Below are 19,463 nucleotides of genomic sequence, written 5' to 3'. Positions count from 1 at the left end.
CGTGTCTATAACATTATACCTATGAAAAAACGAATTTCAATTATGATTTGCATCCTATCGTTAATCACATGCAGTGCCATAGCTCAGAACATCTATCCAACAAAGATCGAAGGATGTAATACCGAACGATTTGGCTTGGAGAATGATTCGGTGAGTGCAAGAAAGAGTAACGAAGCATTGATTAAGTTAATCACCAAGAATATTGATAATGATGTACTTTCAGACCTAAGAGGGGTCCTCAAAATCCAAATTATAGCATACGACGATTTAACGTCGTGTATGATAAGCTATGAAAATGCCACAAATAAAAGTATAGGAGAAATCAATATAACAGGTATAAAAAAAACAATCGACAATGAATTGATCTGGGATAGTGTAGACAAAGTTGTTTCTCCTATGATCGAAATCTATTTCTTAATTGATACCGTTACAGCACGGAGAATGGGTTTTAGCGGGAACCACGGATTGCATGAATTATCCAATTAACACCAAAACTTGCCTTTGTGATGCAGATTCCAACAACCAACCTAACTCCTTATTCCAGACTCCTAAAAAGTAACTCCTAATTCCAAACTCCTAAATCGTAACTCGTAATTCCTAAATCAAATACAATGTCAACCTTAGAAACTTTAAAAGACCGTAGCGAAACCAGAATCTTCAAAGCCGTCTTTCCTAATACAACCAATCATTACGACACTTTGTTTGGAGGCGCCACACTCCACTTAATGGACGAAGCCTCCTTTATATGCGCTACGCGTTTCAGCCGGAAAAAAGTGGTCACCGTTTCGACGGACAAGATCGATTTTACAACGCCTATACCCCAAGGCACCATTATTGAATTGGTGGCACGTGTAGATAAGGTAGGACGCACAAGTTGTGTAGTGCGCACAGAAGTCTTTATGGAGGATATGTACAGCGATTCCAGAGAAAAAGTAGTGACAGGATATTTCACCTTTGTAGCTGTTGGCGACGATAAAAAACCTGTCCCTATTATTGACTGATAAAAACAGAAAAAAGGTTTAGGAAATAAAAAAAGCTTACTATATTTGCAACCGCTAAAGGAGAAATGGCAGAGTGGTCGAATGCGGCAGTCTTGAAAACTGTTGAGGGTCACACCTCCGGGGGTTCGAATCCCTCTTTCTCCGCAAAAGAAACCCGCAACGAAAGTTGCGGGTTTTGTGTTTTCAGAAGCGGGCGAAACGTGTTTCAGCTCGCAGCGGAAAACGCAAAACCCAGCAAGCGAAGCTTGGTGCCGGTTTTATGGTTGTACAGGATCCCCGCTTTGGGATCACGAGCAAAGCGAGTAATCCCTCATTCTTACGTGCTAGCATCTGTTAGAAAGTTTCAGCTCGTAGCGGAAAACGCAAAACCCAGCAAGCGAAGCTTGGTGCCGGTTTTATGGTTGTACAGGATCCCCGCTTTGGGATCACGAGCAAAGCGAGTAATCCTTCATTCTTTCGTGCTAGTACCTGTTAGAAAGTTTCAGCTCGCAGCGGAAAACGCAAAACCCAGCAAGCGAAGCTTGGTGCCGGTTTTATGGTTGTACAGGATCCCCGCTTTGGGATCACGAGCAAAGCGAGTAATCCTTCATTCTTTCGTGCTAGCACCTGTTAGAAAGTTTAAGCTCGCAGCGGAAAACGCAAAACCCAACAAGCGAAGCTTGGTGCCGGTTTTATGGTTGTACAGGATCCCCGCTTTGGGATCACGAGCAAAGCGAGTAATCCTTCATTCTTTCGTGCTAGTACCTGTTAGAAAGTTTCAGCTCGCAGCGGAAAACGCAAAACCCAGCAAGCGAAGCTTGGTGCCGGTTTTATGGTTGTACAGGATCCCCGCTTTGGGATCACGAGCAAAGCGAGTAAAATTCTTCATTCTTACTTTTATTATTCTCTGAGGCCGGGCAATATTCTCATTCAACTATAGAACCTGACAACCCCACGTATTTGTTTATGCATTAGTTCAACTGAATTTAACTATATTTAAACTGAAAGATTGAACTATGAATATTACCTCTAAATCCATCAGACCATTTATTGGAGCTAAAAACTATCAAACTTCTCGTAGCTTTTATCTGGATCTGGGTTTTAAGGAGGTCCCTACTTCCCGCAAGATGTCATACTTCTACAAGGGAGCATTCGGTTTTTACTTACAGGAGGCCTACGTAAAAGACTGGGTTGATAATTCCATGATCTTTCTGGAAGTAGAGCATTTAGAAAACACATTAGTATCCATACAACGATTAAAGTTAACCGATAAGTACGAAAATGTACGACTGTCTAAGATTGTTCAAAACGATTGGGGGAATGAGTTCTTTCTTCACGACCCGTCCGGAATTTTATGGCATATCGGTACTTTTAAAACACAGACCAAGCAAGTAAAGAAGCAGCCAGATGAGGCATAAGGTCATATTCCTTCATGCAGAAACGTAGATCATAATAATTCAATCCATGGAAAAAACAGGGATCTTAATAATAGCAATTCTCATTTTCTTACTCTTCATTTTTCTATTCTGGAGGATAACGAGTGGCTATGCCGAAAAAGAATACGGAACGAAAATGTGGAAGCATTGGCCCGCACAACTATCGTATTGGCAGGCGGCCATACTATATAGTACCGGAGCTACTGCTATTGTAATGGTTATTTTAAAGTGGGCCGATCTTTTCTGAAGTAATATATCTAATTAACTAAAAACATCACAGCTTCCGTTTGGCAGCAACAAGCGCAGTCACCCACCAACGATACGAAAGATGCTATTTTGATCAATTAAAAAAAGCATAGCGTATTTTTCCCGGATCATTTTCCCAAACCAATCTTCACCTTTGAGCAGTTATTTTTATATTTGATTCTTACGTAGAATCAATATATACCATTCTTAAAACAACGTAAAAGTTTAAATGTATTGATTATTGAACAAACCGAATGAATGAAACACTAATCAATGATTTTTACTGCGCATCACCAATAAGGTAAAAGAACACGTAGGCGAACATGGCAGCACTATGACCATAAATTACAACTGTATATTTTCAATTTCTCTTTTCTTTCTATTCGCTTGCAACGGACCGGAGAAAAAAAAGGATGTGCCTGGGCAAGAAGAAAACCCAAAAAGTGATGCCCATGTGCATATCATGAGTCCGCAATTAATTAAGGCCTGGAAGGAACTGGGAATTCCTTTTTCGAAAAACGATGATTATTACGCCAATATTGATTCTATATTGAAAACAAATAATGTGGCGGTTCTAAACCTGATCGGAATGGGCTACGTCTACGGGAATCCTGAGTTCTACCAAGGTAATGATGCCTATGAAAAGTTAGTGAGTGAAAATAATTACGTTCTACGCGCTGCCAAGAAATATCCAACCAGAGTTACTCCCTATATTTCCATCGATCCGCTTCACCAAGGCGCCACAGAGGAATTAAAAAGATGTGTGAGCATACATTCCGATGTTGGTCTAAAACTTCATTTTAATACGTCTCAAGTATATTTAACAGAACCCGATCATCTGGAAAAAATAAGAGAAATATTCGCACTGGCTTCAAAATACAGAACCCCAATATTGTTACATTTTGACAACGGGCACCCTAAATTTGGTAAGCCGGACGTGATCCTGTTGGTAAAGTCGGTTCTATCTGAAGTCGACGCCTTAAATATCACCATCGCCCATTTTGGAACATCCGGGGGATTCAATCAAAAAACAAAACAAGTAATCGATGCCTTTTCGCAGCTAAAATCTGAAGGTGAAATTCCGTCAAAACATCGTATTCGGTTTGATATTTCAGCGGTTGCATTAGATAAAGACAGTGACGGAGTGAAGAAATTAACCGAAAAAGAATTTTCAGAATTAAAATTGTATTGTGAAAAGATCGGGTACGAAAATATCGTCTTCGGAACAGATTATCCTCTATACACTGCAGCTATATATAGTAGAATTTTGAGGGAAAAACTCGGATTGGAAAAATTTGAATCAGACAGCATACTTCATAAAAACCTTGCTCCCCGTGATACCAAACAATAGTCCTTTCTACTGAACCGTCTCCTAGGTTAACTTATCCATAGCCCCTTCTTTTTTCCCAAACCAATCACACATACCAATTCATTAATTTTCTATATTTGAGTGTTGCTATTCATTTTCTGGAACTAGAAAGTGCGGGAGACGAAAACTGGGCAACAATCGCAATAACTTTGTGAACATGATGAAGTTACGTTGGAAATTAGTTAGCTTCCCTTCTGATGAATTAAGGTCATTTGTTTTGACCCTGATTGCGACTTTAATTGGCGTATTTATAGCAATATCTTTAACGAATTCCGGTCTCCGAAAGAAAGAGAAGGAAGATACCCTAAAACTGCTCAACACCTCAAAATTGATTGTGATCAATACCAGAACGTATAGTGTGGAATTGAGCAATAGAATCCGAGCCCTGGAACAGGACACCATAAATTCCGATAGTACAAGGATTTCAAATGTGAAAAAGAATAATCCAATTCCATTCCCGCATTTACTGGAAACTGTTATAACAAACGAAATCTTGTCAAAGAATATATCAGAATATTCCCATAACGAAATTTATACAGAATTGATAAATCTAAAAAAGTTAGCCGATTATAAAACGGCGGCTTTGTACGAGCAATCTTTATCTGACCTCATATACTTATTGGACTTGGAAATTCAATTTCAGAAAGGTGAGTTGGAAATTGAGGAAATTGGGAAAAAAATGAAACTAAAACATAACGAATTTTGAATACCCCTGTTTGCCACGACGCTTCCGCAGGCACACCAAACCATAGCTACAAGGGGTGTTAGCGTGCATAACATGAACTTTCCTGAAACAGAGTGGCTATAACTCAACTGTATAGCAATACATCAAACTAAAGATAAACACACGCTACTATCATCAGAAAATCAGACGCTTAAAAATCCTTATTTAGATTTATTATAAATAATTTGTTTATATCAAATGACGAATATATTTTTGTCGAAAATTTACTATTTATAATAAGTCTAAATAAAAGCAAAATGAAAATCCTCTTACCGGTCTTAACTTTATTGCTGCTAACACATGTGTCCTTAGCACAAAACGGAACAATTACTGGAACTATAAAAGACAGCAATGAAGCACCGCTTTTTGGTGTAAATGTCTCAATAAAAAACACATCCATAGGCACTCAAACTAATGAATACGGCGACTTTGTATTATCTAATGTAGAACAGGGCGAATACACGCTCTTAATTTCATACTTAGGTTTCAAAACCAAAGAAATTCAACTTACGGTTGCTAATGATCAAAACTCAGATCTTGAAACCATAACACTTTACGAAGGAAATGAAATTCTAAGTGAGGTTACTGTAGAAGGAGAACGTCGCAATAAATTCTCCAGAAAGAAAACAGCCTACGTCTCTAAACTCCCCTTAAAAGACATCGAAAACACACAAGTGTATAGTACAATTACCAATGAGATCTTAAAATCACAAGTGGTTACAAATTTTGACGATGCCTTAAAAAATGCTACCGGCGTTGAGCAACTCTGGACTTCAACGGGTCGCGGTGGCGATGGTGCCGGCTATTATTCCCTTCGTGGGTTTTCCGTGCAACCGCAATTAGTTAACGGACTTCCGGGTCTTACAAACGGAACAATTAATCCGGCTAACATTGAACGCATTGAAGTACTAAAAGGCCCTTCCGCAACTTTGTTCGGGAATGCAGTTAGTTCATATGGCGGACTTATAAACGTAGTAACCAAAAAACCTTACGTTGGAACGGGTGGCGAATTGTCTTTTACTTCCGGAACTTACGGATTAAACCAGATCGTCGGAGATTTTAATACTGCCTTAAGCAAAGAGGATAATTTGTATTTCAGACTAAATACGGCCTACACAACAGAACAGAGCTTTCAGGACGCCGGTTTTAGAAAGTCCTTTTTTGTTGCACCATCATTATCCTATAAGGTAAACAACAGACTTTCCTTTTCTTTTTACGGAGAAATTACCCAGGCGGAACAAACAAATCCAACCTTTTTATTTCTAAATAGAAGTGCTCCAACTGCCGCATCCAATCTTGATGAACTCAATTACAATAACAAGTTATCGTTTACGAGCAACGATCTAACCTTACAGAATCCTACACAGAATTACAGAATTGAAATGGACTACAAGGTGTCCGATACGTGGCAATCGCAAACGTTACTCTCCAAAAGTTCCACATCTACAAAAGGATACTATTCTTACTTATTTGATTATGGGATTTTAGAAGGTAACACCTATTCTCGTTTTATCAACAAACAGAATGCAAACACCCAAACAACAGATATCCAACAGAATTTTATTGGAGATTTCAAAATCGCTTCGCTACGAAATAGAATGGTTGTGGGTATCGATTATTTTAACGAAACACAAACAAACAACAGCACAGGTTATGCATTTTACGGAAATGTGACTCCAAGTGGCGGGTCCAATGGAGATAATCCATTTACACCAGACGTGGAAGACGATCTTTTTCCGCTCTCAACTTCAGGTGTTGATGCGGTATTGGCATCACAAGGCGTGAGTAACGTAAAGTCGAAATACCACATTTATAGTATATACGCATCAGACGTTATCAACTTCACAGATAATCTTTCGGCAATGGTAGGTTTAAGATTAGACCATTTTGACAATGAAGGCGATGTAACGAACCTTGAAGATGGTTATGACCAAACAACCTTATCACCAAAATTTGGAGTATTATATCAGCCTATTAAAGATAAGCTTTCTGTGTTTGGAAACTTCCAAAACGGATTTACAAATGTTGCTCCTCAATTAGTAGGTGATCCCGATGATGGCCCGCAAACTTTAAAAACCTTCGACCCGGAACAAGCCAACCAATTGGAATTTGGTATTAAAACAAATCTTTTTAACAACAGGTTAAATGCTACGGTAAGTTATTATGATATCAAGGTAAAAGACCGGGTAATTACTGACCCATCATCCCCTTTCAACAAAATTCAAGGTGGCGAAGTGGTAAGCAAAGGTTTTGAAATTGAAATAAATGCGAACCCGATCAAAGGTTTGAACATTAGAGCTGGTTATAGCAATAACGATAGTGAAACGACCAGATCCGACAATACCGAGATCCTAAACAGAAGACCTCTAGAGGCCGGTCCGGAAACACTTTACAATTTTTGGGCAAATTATGAATTTCAAGACGGAACTTTTGACGGTTTTGGTGTCGGATTAGGATTTAATGGCGCAAGTGAACGTTTTGCGATTAACTATGAATCAACCGGCGAATTTATTTTACCAAGTTATACGATTGCAAATGCTTCCGTTTTTTACCAAGCCGATAAATACCGAATAGGATTAAAGTTAAACAATGCCTTCAATAAAGAATATTATAAAGGCTGGACAACTATAAATCCGCAAACGCCAAGAGCATTATTCGCAAATATTTCATATCAGTTTTAATTAGTCAAGTGAAAAAGAGCAAGTGCTTTTAGAATCACTTGCTCTTTTAAATTTTTTCCAATGACCTTCAAAAAATTCATATTTCAGCTTCATAAAATATTAGGCCTAACTACGGGTGTCGTGGTTTTTATTGTGGCAGTTACGGGTTGTTGCTGGGCGTTTAAAGATGAAATTGAAGGTCTTTATGACGATTATAAAAAAGTAAGCCCGCAAAATCAACCTATCTTAACACCTACAAAAGCAAAGGAATTAGCTACAGCGATTTTTCCAAACAACACAGTTCACGGAACGCTGTTCAAAAAAAAGGAGGACGCGATTGAAGTTATATTTTACGATGCCGAACCGGAATTCTATCAGAGTGTTTTCTTAGACCCGTATTCAGGCGAAGTGATCCAGGTTGATGATCATCTTTCAGGATTTTTTGCATTCATTTTAAAAGGCCATATGCGGCTTTGGTTACCTAAAGCTATAGGCGAACAAGTAGTGGGTGTTTCGATTTTAATTTTCATTGTAATCATCATTTCAGGCTTCATACTATGGCTGCCTAAAAAACGTAAAAATCTAAAACAACGCTTAAAATTCGATTGGAAAAAAACCACGCGTTGGAAACGTAAAAATTTCGACTTACATACTGTGGTGGGCTTTTACATATGTTCACTTGCCTTGATCTTAGCTTTTACGGGCTCAATGATGTCTTATAACTGGTTAAAATATGTGGTCTACAAATCGACAGGCGGACAAAAAGAGGTAAGCTTTATTATTCCTGAAAATGTAAGCGAAAACGGAATGAGGGAAACGAAGATCCCAATGGATTATCTTATTGAAAAATTGTCTAAAGAAAATCCAAATGCTGAAAGTTTTGAATTGCACTACCCCAAAACTGCCGACGAAAGTATTTACGTGGAAGTTTCAAACAGCAAAGGACTGTATTACGATTCCGACTATAGATTTTTCGATCAGAACACTTTGGAGGAAATTGAAACGCCAAGTATTTACGGAAAATATGAAAATGCAAAAGTGGCAGACATAATTCAGCGCATGAATTACGACATACACATTGGTGCTATTGGCGGAATTGCAGGAAAAATTATCGCGTTTTTGGTTAGCTTACTAACGGCAAGCTTACCGGTAACCGGTGTTTTATTGTGGTACGGACGAACGTATAAAAAGAAAAAGGCTCTTAAAAGCAATAAGAATGCGTAATGAGTTACGATCCCCCGCTACAGATCAATGCAACTCCCAACTACACCTCCCCTTGGTTCTGTTTTCTTTAGTTGAGCCCTGACCTTGTATACTGGAATAAATACCTTGGTCTCAATTAAAAAATAATCCTCTCATCCGAAGGGTCACGTCATACCATCAGTAACAGCACCACAGGCCCCTGCAAAGGGCATTCAAAAGTTTGGGACGAAACAACGCCTGAAGCAGCGAAGCTGCTTCCTTCGCAATAAGAGGCTTCCGCAAAAAATAAAAGACCCGGAAGAAGGAGCCGCAAGTAATATACTTGATATGATATGTGATTTCTACCATAGGGGCTGCTTTCATAAGATTTTTCAACTTTCTTTCAAAAATAATGATGACATCCTAAGATCCATCCGATGTATATGTAGAGACGCATTGATCTTGCACCAAATGCGTTGTCCCCAACCCTACCTGCATACCTGTTCATGCTCATTAATCTGTACGTTATGAGAAGCGTTTTATTTGTCTTAGTATTCATGTCGACGCTGGGCTACGCCCAAGTGGGAGTTGGCACTACAACGCCGGACGCATCGGCCGCCTTGGATGTCAGCAGTACAACCGCGGGGGTTTTAGTACCTCGAATGACGGAGGCACAGCGAACCTCTATCGCAACACCGGCTACCGGACTGTTGGTGTATCAAACGAACAATACTGCAGGGTTTTGGTTCTATGACGGGAGTGCTTGGTCGTCTCTTTCTGTACCTGCCGTAAATCCTTCATGGGAATTGCAAGGAAATGTAGGCACGTCGCCGGGAACAGATTTTATGGGAACCGCAGACGATCAGGATGTGGTTTTTAAGAGAAATAATGTATTATCCGGAAGGCTTAACGCAAACAACCTCTCATTTGGTGTATCCAGTATGAGGGATCTGAATCCCGCTGGGTCAAGTGCAGAGAATACTGCCTTCGGAACAGCTACCCTTCAGTCTCTCACATTTGCGAGTCACAATAGTGCCTTTGGATACCACGCCTTGCATTCCAACACCAATGGCGCTGATAACAGCGCGTTTGGCCATTATGCCCTGTACTCCAATCTGGGAGGGGAAGAGAACAGCGTTTTTGGTTACAGAGCTATGGAAAGCAGCGAAGCGGGCCAGGAAAATGCTGTTTTTGGAGCGTATGCGCTTTCTTCTAATAACTGGTCCGGCGGTAACGGCAACTGTGTCTTTGGATATGACGCGATGAGAGACGCTACCAATTCAAGATATAATTGTGCGTTTGGTCATGACAGTTTAAAAAGCAATACCGGAGAATACAATTGTGCGTTTGGTAGAAGAGCTTTATATAGCAATACATCAGGTTCGTATAATGTGGCGATAGGCCAATTATCGATGAGAAATGCCGACCTAGGCTCAAATAACACCGCTGTGGGCAACGGCTCCCTCCAAAACAATTCAGTCGATGGAAACACGGCGATTGGATCAAATGCCATGGGTTCGAATACTACCGGCCTTCGAAACACGTCGGTGGGAACGCAAAGTTTAGATGAGAATTTAACGTCTTCAGATAATACAGCGGTGGGATATAATACGTTATCCACTAATTATGATGGCCACTGTACTGCCATGGGTAGTTTAGCTTTAGCCGGTGTGGGCAGTGTGGAATATGCTACAGCTTTGGGTTCTAACGCCTTCACTACAAAAGCAAACTCTATTGAATACTTTGACAATTCAACGGCCATTGGCTACAATGCCCAGCCGGGTGCCAGCAATACCATTCGCTTAGGAAACAGTGCTGTAACCACCATAGGCGGATATGCAAACTGGAGCAATGTAAGTGACGGACGATTTAAAACTAATATCAGTGAGAACGTCGCGGGATTGGACTTTATCCTCAAGCTTAAACCCGTGACCTATCAACTGGATTTACAGGCTTTAGCCCGGTTTCTGAACACACCTGACGAGCTCAGGATAAAGGATGCAGAAAATAAGAAAAGTAAAGAAGTGCAAATTGGTTTCATTGCCCAGGACGTTGAAAAAGCCGCCAAGGAAATAGGATTTGATTTTCACGGTGTCGACGTGCCCAAAAGCGAAACATCGCATTATAGTTTACGCTATGCTGAATTTGTCCCGCCCTTGGTAAAGGCAATTCAGGAGCAACAAACCATGATCCACCAATTACGTATGGAGATCCAAGAGCTTAAAGCGGAAATGAATACACTTAGCAGTCATTCGAATTGATAGACATCCTGTTCCTCTACAACGAATACGCTAGGAAAACAAAGAACCGGGAGACCAAACACCGGCCTTGAACTTTTCATAAGCACGCCTCACTCCCATACAGCGGATCAATAATAGTTAATGCAGTCACTTACAAACCGCAAGTCACTCATTCTATACAACCCTCCTCCCCTGTTATATTATTTTTTATATTTGAGTACTCCCCTTATTGAAACTTGGCATGAGACCCCTGTCTTAAGAATGGAAGAGCGATGGTATCATGTTAATAACACCTGTTGGCATCTTTTAAAAACCCGGACCCATGAAAAGAACAAAAATTATTTTGGCACTGGCTTTCTGTTTGATCTTTGTCTGTCATATCAATTCTCAGGAATTTTCCACCAATGCTATCGCACTAACGAATGTTACGATTATCGATGTTGAAAATTCTCAACAGTTGGACGATATGACCATCATCATTGAGAAGGACAAAATTCTCTCGGTAAAACCGAGTGGTTCGATCGATGTAAACGGAATTACAAATAAGATCAATTTAAAGGGAAATTATGTGATTCCCGGGCTCATTGACTCACACGTTCATCTATTCAGACCAAAGCATCGAAAAGAGATCTTGACCAAACTCTTATATTCAGGTGTCACTGCGGTTCGCGATATGGGAGGCGATGCAAGAGTGTATCAAGTGCTTAATAAAGAAATTGAGCAACACAAATTAAAAGGACCGGACATATACTATGCTGCCAATGTTTTTGGTCCTACATTTCTAAAAGACCCAAGAACCAAATTTTCCAATATGGGATTCGAACCGGGTTCAGCCCCCTGGATGCGACTTGTGGAAGAAAATTCAGATCTGGAAAAAATTGTCACCGAAGCGAAAGATGCGGGTGTCACGGGTCTCAAAGTATACTCTAATGTAAGTCCGCAGTTACTTACAAACATCAGCAGTATCGCTCACAAAAACGGACTGAAGATGTGGAGTCATTCCAGTATATTCCCGAGCAAGCCTTCTGATGCGGTACATGCCGGGGTGGACGTAATATCACATAGTGTTGGGATGATCTTTGAATTGGAAAATAAAATGCCGGATTCTTTCAATGATGCTATTAGCAACTATGTTCCGCTTCAGGACTTTAAAAATACAGACGCTTCCGGTCCTGAATTTATAGCGCTGTTCGAAAAAATGAGAACAAATAATACGATCTTCGAACCCACATTATCGGCGTGGAGTTTAAAGATGCGTTCCGAAAATTCTAAAACGGAAAAAAAAGCTAAGCCGAACAACCCGACCAAACACCTTTCAACCGCAGCAAAGAGTATGGATGTTGCTTCAATAGACAAATGGGCACAAAGAATTACAGAAGCCGCATATAAGAACGGCGTGACCATAGCTGCAGGAACTGATTTTAGTCAGGATATAAAATGGGTTCAGGATGAGATCGAATTGCTAACAGCATGTGGTTTGACGAACATGGATGCTATTAAAGCTGCTACATTGAATAACGCCAAAGTGATCGGCATTGAAGATACGCACGGCTCGATTGCAATAGGAAAGACAGCGAACCTGGTTGTACTGGCTGAAAATCCCCTGGAAAACATTGAAAATATCCGTACGGTACTCTCGGTATATAAAAACGGAATCGAATATAAAAAGCCGGAATAAAAACGCATGCCTTCAAGGGCAATAGGTAATTCCCTGTCTGCAGGGAGTCAGGAGCTCACCTGATTCTATCACATACTAAAACAGCGCATGTGACCACAAACCGAAGAACGGAATAATCCGGATATTTGGGTAACCGCATGTGCGGACATGAGGAGAATGACAACTACCATAAAAAAGACCTCTCCCAAGCCGCAAATCTTTTTCAGACTTTCGCATTGTAGCTAAATACCGGCATATCAATTGGTTATGCTGTGAGTTTAATCTATTACGGCAAATATTTTTTGTTTTTCGGCTTTTATTTATTGTTTATCAATAAATATGTTCTATCTTTCCCCCATCAATTTTAACGCATTAAACGATATGTCAAAAGGAAACAACTTCGTATTTAAAGGCTTACATATTGTGGCCTGGGTGATTTTTGTAGGTTTATGTATTGAAGCCGGCGGCTTAATAGTAAATTTCATTTTTAATATGTTTAAACCTGAATATGTCCAAAATCTTTATCAGTCGTTGGACTTGACCGAAATGTATAAAGACAACCAATGGGCTTTCTTCGGTATCTACAGCTTTATTCTATCCATTTCATTGTTAAAGGCTTTCCTGTTCTACATAGTGATCAGGCTCATGCTCAAAATGGATCTCACAAGACCTTTTAATACTTTTGTATCGTCCCGGTTATTGCAAATTAGTTATTATACGCTCGCAATTGGACTGTTTAGTTATATTGGCAGAGAGATCGCTAAAAATTTAATGTACCACGGTTATGACACCGACAGCTTAAACCAATTTTGGGCAGACAGCCAAGCCTTCATATTAATGGGTGCCGTGGTTTATATCATTGCGATCATCTTCAAAAAGGGAGTAGACATTCAAAACGAAAACGACTTAACAGTATAGACTATGGCAATCATTGTAAATTTAGATGTAATGATGGCAAAACGGAAAATGTCACTAAATGAACTCTCGGACAAAGTTGGGTTGACTTTATCTAACCTTTCAATATTAAAGACAGGAAAAGCCAAGGCAATTAGATTTAGCACGTTGGAATCAATTTGTAATGTGTTGGAATGCCAGCCGGGTGACATTCTTGAATATGTGAATGACGAACCATAAACAACAACCCCTAACAGCCTATATAACTTAGAGGAAAGTGGTAAGTTCAGGTTTTGTGCTTTTAAGTAAATTTGGTGCTAAACTGAAGCCGTTTCCAACACTATTGCGACAGTACTAATATTAATTGAATAATTATGAATAAAGCTTTTTACATCGTAACCTTTCTTCTGTTTATCACAACGGTTGGCCACTCACAAGAAAACGAAAAACTCTTTGCTATGATTTATTCTAAAGGAGAAGAATGGAATGATAGTATCTCTACTTCCGGGCAACCGTATTTTAAAGAACATTCACTCCACCTTCAAAAATTGAGAAAGCAAAATAAGATCGTAGTGGGTGGTCGATATTCAGACGTTGGGTTTATGATTTTGCAAGCTAAGGATATGGCGGAAGCTAATGAAATCACCAAGCAAGATTCATCGGTCGTAAAGGGCATATTTAAAGTAGAATTATTTGAATTCTCAACCTTCTATGAGGGATGCATAGATAATGATAGATAGATTGGAAAACGCATGCTAAAAAAATGGAAAACGAAATGAGAGCGATGATTGATCGGTTTCTTGTGGTGGAAGATCAACAAAATTAAATAGATTTTAAAAGTGATAAACCCTAACACACGCAACCGTTCTCAGCACAAATAACGCCTCCCGCCCCCCTGCTTTCCACTAAATAACAGCGAAAACCCACGATCGTAACCATTTATTTACCGTAATCCCCTGTAAGTTACTTATCTTTAGGATACGTTAAACCAAACTTTTAAGCATGGGCACGGATATCAAACCACCTACTTCCTTTTGGATCGTGGCAGTTTTTGCGCTTTTTTGGAGTATCCTTGAGATCTACTTTAGTTCTTTCGAAATAGATCTGCTGGAGGAGAATCTAACGGTAGAGGAATTTGACAATATGCAGTCGCTGCCGGTCTGGTATATCGCTGTGTTTATGATCGCCCTGTTTTCGGAGATCATTGGTATTTTCATGCTTTTTATCAGACAAAGAATTGCCGCTGTATTCTTTGCCATCTCATTGATCACTTTACTCTTTATCGAGTTCTATTGGCTGTTCATCATCGACATTAAAAAAACATCGGTCGTATTCTCGGTGATCATCCCTCTGGTGGTGATCGCAGTAGCGGCATTCCTGTATGTCTATAGCAAAAGAGCCGCCAGGAAAGGCTGGCTTAAATAGCCAAGTGTACATGAGAAATGGTAGTACGTAGGATCTGTTACGGCACCCCTCACTTTAAATCACCATCCCCACCCCTATCCAATTATTTTCTATATTTGAGTTCTCCCCTTTTCGAAAACATGGCATGATAGCACGATCCTAAGACCTAAGTAGCAGAGGTATTTGCGCAATAGTATGTGAGGTAACACATTTGAGAAATGAACTTTAGATTGTCTTTTCTAATAATATTATTTGGACTCCATTGTTTAGGGCAGAACAGTTCTGAACTTGAAAACTATGGTTTGGATAATTACGACTGGCAAAAACTCTTAAGTGTAACAATACAAACTGATGATGGCGCTCATTACTTTTCCGATGACCAAATGATCGCTGAACTTGAAAATAAAACGAAACGTCAACAATGTGGAAATATCCGAAAATGGAAATCTGCTTTTGCCACACTACCATATGGTCCGGATAAGGACATAGCAATTGAAAAAACCTATATCTTATTCTGCGAATTTGAAAACGGACTTAAAATCCCATTTAGATATTTTCCCCAACAGTATGCTATATATGATATGCGATATGAATTTCATTACTTCTATACATTTCCGGAAATGAATAATAGGATGCGAAATGTGGTAAATGAATGTATAAAAGCATTTGAGAATTTAAACTGAATTTTGCCTTTTAAAATTGAAAGAAGGGCTATTGATGGAATAATTTGGGAACTGAAGGATGCAATTGAATTATAAATCGCCTGAACTAAAGGGTAGCTAGAAATGTGCTACAAAAATGTATATCGATTATTGCAAGAATATGCTGACTAAAAATATTCAGTTTCAAAATCAACGTCTCACCTACTCGGAATAAGTTGTATCTTGAAACCAAACAACAGGGCGTTATACATACCGTTGACTTCAATTAATATGAGTAAATTATTGATCATACCGCTGATATTTTTAAACGGACTAAGTTTGTTTGGACAAATAGAAATAGAGACCAATTATTTAGATGCTAACAATTGGATTCTTATGAATAAGATTTCAGTTCGACAATTTGTAAACGAACTTATAAGACCAACAGATCAACCTGACAATCCTTCAAAACATAAGTATGTTTTGCAAACAGTTGGGCAACAAGACGCTAATTGGATAACAAAAGAAGATGTAAAGTTCTTGATAAAATTAATGGATTCAAAAGAAGATGCGAAATGTATCATGCAAATTAAATCCTCATATATGCCCACTGTCGAAAAACCTACATTAGGAGATCAAGTTATTCTATTGATTAATGCTTACCGGCAAAAATTAAACTTCCCATATGAATTAACACTATGTGGAGATTTTGGAGGTAAGGAAAGATCTGAAATAAAAAGATGGTGGAAAAAAGAAAAATCTAAATAACCGTGACCTACATCACCTATAGCGACATTCCTGTGTTGGTCAATAGAAATGTATCACCACACACCCCTATCCAATTATTTTCTATATTTGAGTTCTCCCCTTCAGTAAAAGAATGCATGTTATCTCGATCATAAATGGTAAATAATAAAGATATTTGGGTAATAGCAGGTGTTAGGCGCAACGTAACAAAACTGCAGACTCTTCGTCTTCAATAAACAAAACAATCTTTAAACCATTATGTTAGAAAATATATCGGAACGAAAAGAAGCGTGGAAAACAATATTTTTGTTTCTGGTATTAGTTATTGTTCTTACTTCGCCTTTCCATTATGCCATAGTAAATTTATATCCTTCTCGAATATATGTTGGAGCTATCATGTGGTGTCCTGCAATAGCTGCATTTATTACCTTAAAAATTAAAGGACGTAAAATCTCATCACTACATTGGAATTGGGGAAATTGGAAATATATCCGATGGTCTTATGTTGTTCCTGCCTTATATGGTATAATCACTTATGTGCTTCTTTGGATTTTCGGTTTTGGAAATTTAGCAAATAGCGAAACAATTAATGAATGGGGAAAAGAACTTGGCTTATTTGGCATAGGCACTTTAAGCACAACATCAATAACTATCATAGCTATTATGTTGTTAGCAACTATAGAGGTTATTAGAGCATCTGCAACAACATTAGGGGAAGAAATTGGATGGCGAGGATTTTTAATCTATGAATTAAGAAAGGTTCTTTCATTTACTGGTGTATCAATTTTTAGTGGATTGATTTGGTCTTTTTGGCATTGGCCATTGCTAGTTTACTATAGTAACAATGTCCTATTAGAATTTACAACGTTCACTGTCGTAATTGTTTCTATGTCATTTATTATGACTTACTACACCTTTAAATCTAAAAGTTTATGGCCAGCAGTAATTTTTCACGCTGTAAGCAATGTATATATTCAAAAAATATTACCCGAATTAACAATTAAAAATGCAGGAAAAGAACATTGGCTTGGTGAGAACGGGATCATGTTTGCAGTAGTGACTGCTGTTTTCGGACTCTACTTTTGGAGAAAAGCAGTAAAAGAAAAAATATAAGAACACCCGTCTTGCCTGAAATAATAGTCAGCCAAGATACATCATGTTAACGAAGAAAAAGTGGCTAAAAAAAGAACGAAGCGCATAGTACGAATCTCCTTGTTGCTGGCAACGATCGTATCCCTATATTTCGTGCCCTGGCTTCTCGTAAAGGCGTGGATACTACCCCTGCCCGATACCGTACAAGAACAGCTGGAGGAAGCGGTAGATCACGGATTTGAAGGGATGCTCATCTACATAGACCAAGCGGACGAACCCCCACAGTTATTGGCTGCGGGCTGGCACGATCGAGAAGCCAAGATCCCGGCACGGCCGGATGCCCGCTTCAAGATCGCGAGTATTAGCAAATTGTATGACGCCGTGGCGGTGACCAAACTGGTGCAGGAGGGTCGGCTTTCACTGGATAAGACCCTCGCCCATTACCTGCCGGAACTTGTGGGCCGCATCGAGAACGCAGAGCACATTTCCCTGAGATTGCTCCTGCAACATAGAAGTGGCATCCCCAATTTTACAGACACACCCGATTTCTGGGCAGCGCCTACACAGTCCTATCAAGAGAGTCTGGCACTTATACTGGACCAACCTGCCAACTTTAAGCCGGACGAAGACTACCAATACTGCAATACCAATTACCTGCTCATCAATAAGATCATGGACGATGCCCTAGGGTATGATAACTTTCAATATACCAAGGAAAAAATTCTAGAGCCGCTGCAGCTACACAATACCTTCGGTTCACTTGCCGAAGTGGATCTAGCGAATGTCATGAGTGGCTACCATGTAGGGCATCCGTATGACCTAAAGACTGATGACCACGGCATGCTGGCCACTGCCGAAGACGTAGGGATCTTCCTAAGAGCCTTGAACGATGGCTCCTTGTTGGATCCCAAAGAACAGGAAATATACACGGAAGTCTACAAATACGAACATGCCGGATGGGTGCCGGGCTACCAAAGCTTTGCCACCTATCATAAGGACCTCGATGCCGTGATGGTGGCGTTCTATAGCACCACCGATCCCGACCTGTACTATTGGAACCTGTCGGAAATTATTAACCGTAGAATCCTAAAAATCCTGAAAAAATAAACATAAGATGACAGTATTAGTAGTCGGCGCCAGCGGTGCCACAGGAAGACATTTGGTCGATCAGTTGTTGCGCAACGGGACGAAGGTTAGGATCATTGTGCGTTCCATACAACGAATCCCGCCGTCTTGGGAGCAACATGACAATGTAGAAATCCATATCGCCAGTCCGTTGGAGCTATCTGAAACAGCCTTGAACCAATACACGGCCGACTGTGATGCGGTGGCGTCCTGTTTAGGGCATAACATCACCTTTAAAGGCATCTATGGGCAACCCCGGAAACTGGTCACAGAGGCAACGAAGCGACTGTGCCAAGCCATCAAAAGTCATAAACCGAAAAGCCCCGTCAGGTTCGTTTTAATGAATACCTCCGGAAACAGCAATCGAGATTTAAACGAACCTGTATCTTTTGCACAAAAATGCGTTATTGGTCTTCTTAGATGGTTGTTACCACCACATGTAGATAATGAACAAGCAGCGGATTATTTAAGGACTCAAATTGGTCAAAATAACAGGTATATTGAATGGGTGGCTGTTAGACCTGATGGTTTGATAGATGAAGAAGTGGTAACACCATATGAATCATATCCTTCACCAATTAGAAGTGCAATTTTTAACGCTGGTAAGATAAGTCGCATCAATGTGGGACACTTCATGGCACAGTTGATCCTTGATTCCCAGCTGTGGGATAAATGGAAAGGTCAAATGCCTGTAGTTTATTCTAAAACATCTATTTCAAACTCCAAAAAATAAAAAACACTACGCCTAACAACGCATATAATTTATGGCTCAAATGGTTAAGGGAATTGTATTTCCTACAAATAATCGTTCATTAGTCATGCGGGTAAATACGTAGTGGCGGCGCCAGTGTCTTCCTCTCGCTGAAAAAGCTCGTCGGAGACAGGCGGCTGTTTCGCACGCTACGCTTCCACATGTTTCACAGAGGACCATTTCTCATCCCCTTCATCCTTTTCATTTTTCCCACACCAACCCCCACCCCTATCCAATTATTTTCTATATTTGAGTTCTCCCCTTTAATAAAAGAATGCATGTTATCCCGATCCTAAGTGGTACATAATAGAGATA

19 protein-coding genes and 1 tRNA gene are annotated in these 19,463 nt (G+C 39.7%); all 20 read left to right on the top strand.

Going from position 1 to position 19,463, the window contains the following annotated elements; genetic code table 11:
* The first annotated feature begins 21 nt into the window (after window positions 1-21).
* The gene (locus JS40_RS01440; RefSeq protein WP_034257826.1) at window positions 22-486 is read left to right on the top strand and encodes a hypothetical protein; all 465 of its coding nucleotides are present in this window, start codon (window positions 22-24) and stop codon (window positions 484-486) included.
* 125 nt (window positions 487-611) lie between these two features.
* Window positions 612-1,001, top strand: a complete 390-nt coding sequence (locus JS40_RS01435; protein WP_034257825.1) for an acyl-CoA thioesterase — start codon at window positions 612-614, stop codon at window positions 999-1,001.
* 59 nt (window positions 1,002-1,060) lie between these two features.
* Window positions 1,061-1,145, top strand: a tRNA-Ser gene (locus JS40_RS01430).
* 851 nt (window positions 1,146-1,996) lie between these two features.
* Entirely contained in the window at window positions 1,997-2,398 is a 402-nt protein-coding gene (locus JS40_RS01420; RefSeq protein ID WP_034257823.1) for a VOC family protein, read from the top strand.
* 46 nt (window positions 2,399-2,444) lie between these two features.
* On the top strand, window positions 2,445-2,663 hold the full coding sequence (locus JS40_RS01415; RefSeq protein ID WP_034257822.1) for a hypothetical protein: 219 nt from the start codon (window positions 2,445-2,447) through the stop codon (window positions 2,661-2,663).
* Window positions 2,664-3,077: 414 nt separating this feature from the next.
* On the top strand, window positions 3,078-4,013 hold the full coding sequence (locus JS40_RS01410; protein ID WP_160172945.1) for an amidohydrolase family protein: 936 nt from the start codon (window positions 3,078-3,080) through the stop codon (window positions 4,011-4,013).
* 175 nt (window positions 4,014-4,188) lie between these two features.
* Window positions 4,189-4,737: a hypothetical protein gene (locus JS40_RS01405; protein ID WP_051957455.1), complete on the top strand. Its 549-nt coding sequence runs from the start codon at window positions 4,189-4,191 to the stop codon at window positions 4,735-4,737.
* Window positions 4,738-5,012: 275 nt separating this feature from the next.
* Window positions 5,013-7,436, top strand: coding sequence for a TonB-dependent receptor (locus tag JS40_RS01400; RefSeq protein WP_034257820.1), 2,424 nt, complete (start codon window positions 5,013-5,015; stop codon window positions 7,434-7,436).
* A 60-nt stretch (window positions 7,437-7,496) separates the two neighbouring features.
* Window positions 7,497-8,639, top strand: a complete 1,143-nt coding sequence (locus JS40_RS01395; RefSeq protein WP_034257819.1) for a PepSY-associated TM helix domain-containing protein — start codon at window positions 7,497-7,499, stop codon at window positions 8,637-8,639.
* A gap of 485 nt (window positions 8,640-9,124) precedes the next feature.
* Window positions 9,125-10,858 (top strand): tail fiber domain-containing protein, encoded by a 1,734-nt coding sequence (locus JS40_RS14740; protein ID WP_152558106.1) that lies wholly within the window; start codon window positions 9,125-9,127, stop codon window positions 10,856-10,858.
* Window positions 10,859-11,159: 301 nt separating this feature from the next.
* Window positions 11,160-12,515, top strand: a complete 1,356-nt coding sequence (locus JS40_RS01385) for an amidohydrolase family protein (protein ID WP_034257818.1) — start codon at window positions 11,160-11,162, stop codon at window positions 12,513-12,515.
* 360 nt (window positions 12,516-12,875) lie between these two features.
* Window positions 12,876-13,412 (top strand): DUF2975 domain-containing protein, encoded by a 537-nt coding sequence (locus JS40_RS01380; protein ID WP_034261890.1) that lies wholly within the window; start codon window positions 12,876-12,878, stop codon window positions 13,410-13,412.
* A gap of 3 nt (window positions 13,413-13,415) precedes the next feature.
* Entirely contained in the window at window positions 13,416-13,628 is a 213-nt protein-coding gene (locus JS40_RS01375; protein WP_034257817.1) for a helix-turn-helix domain-containing protein, read from the top strand.
* A 134-nt stretch (window positions 13,629-13,762) separates the two neighbouring features.
* Entirely contained in the window at window positions 13,763-14,128 is a 366-nt protein-coding gene (locus tag JS40_RS01370) for a YciI family protein (RefSeq protein WP_034257816.1), read from the top strand.
* Between the two features lie 262 nt (window positions 14,129-14,390).
* Complete coding sequence (locus tag JS40_RS01365) at window positions 14,391-14,813, top strand: hypothetical protein (RefSeq protein ID WP_034257815.1); 423 nt, start codon at window positions 14,391-14,393, stop codon at window positions 14,811-14,813.
* A 197-nt stretch (window positions 14,814-15,010) separates the two neighbouring features.
* Window positions 15,011-15,475 carry a hypothetical protein gene (locus JS40_RS01360; RefSeq protein ID WP_034257814.1) on the top strand — a complete coding sequence of 155 codons (465 nt, stop codon included), beginning with the start codon at window positions 15,011-15,013 and terminating at the stop codon, window positions 15,473-15,475.
* A 249-nt stretch (window positions 15,476-15,724) separates the two neighbouring features.
* Complete coding sequence (locus tag JS40_RS01355; protein ID WP_034257813.1) at window positions 15,725-16,201, top strand: hypothetical protein; 477 nt, start codon at window positions 15,725-15,727, stop codon at window positions 16,199-16,201.
* A 237-nt stretch (window positions 16,202-16,438) separates the two neighbouring features.
* Window positions 16,439-17,293 (top strand): CPBP family intramembrane glutamic endopeptidase, encoded by an 855-nt coding sequence (locus tag JS40_RS01350; protein ID WP_034257812.1) that lies wholly within the window; start codon window positions 16,439-16,441, stop codon window positions 17,291-17,293.
* A gap of 60 nt (window positions 17,294-17,353) precedes the next feature.
* A complete protein-coding gene (locus JS40_RS01345) occupies window positions 17,354-18,379 on the top strand; it encodes a serine hydrolase domain-containing protein (protein WP_034257811.1) in 1,026 nt (341 codons plus the stop codon).
* A gap of 7 nt (window positions 18,380-18,386) precedes the next feature.
* Entirely contained in the window at window positions 18,387-19,130 is a 744-nt protein-coding gene (locus JS40_RS01340) for an NAD(P)-dependent oxidoreductase (RefSeq protein WP_034257810.1), read from the top strand.
* Window positions 19,131-19,463: the final 333 nt, after the last annotated feature.

Origin of the sequence: Altibacter lentus (assembly GCF_000746845.1) — a bacterium.
Classification (GTDB): Bacteria; Bacteroidota; Bacteroidia; order Flavobacteriales; family Flavobacteriaceae; genus Altibacter; species Altibacter lentus.
The sequence above is the reverse complement of the archived record's forward strand: the minus strand, read 5'-3'. Positions and strand labels throughout refer to the sequence as shown.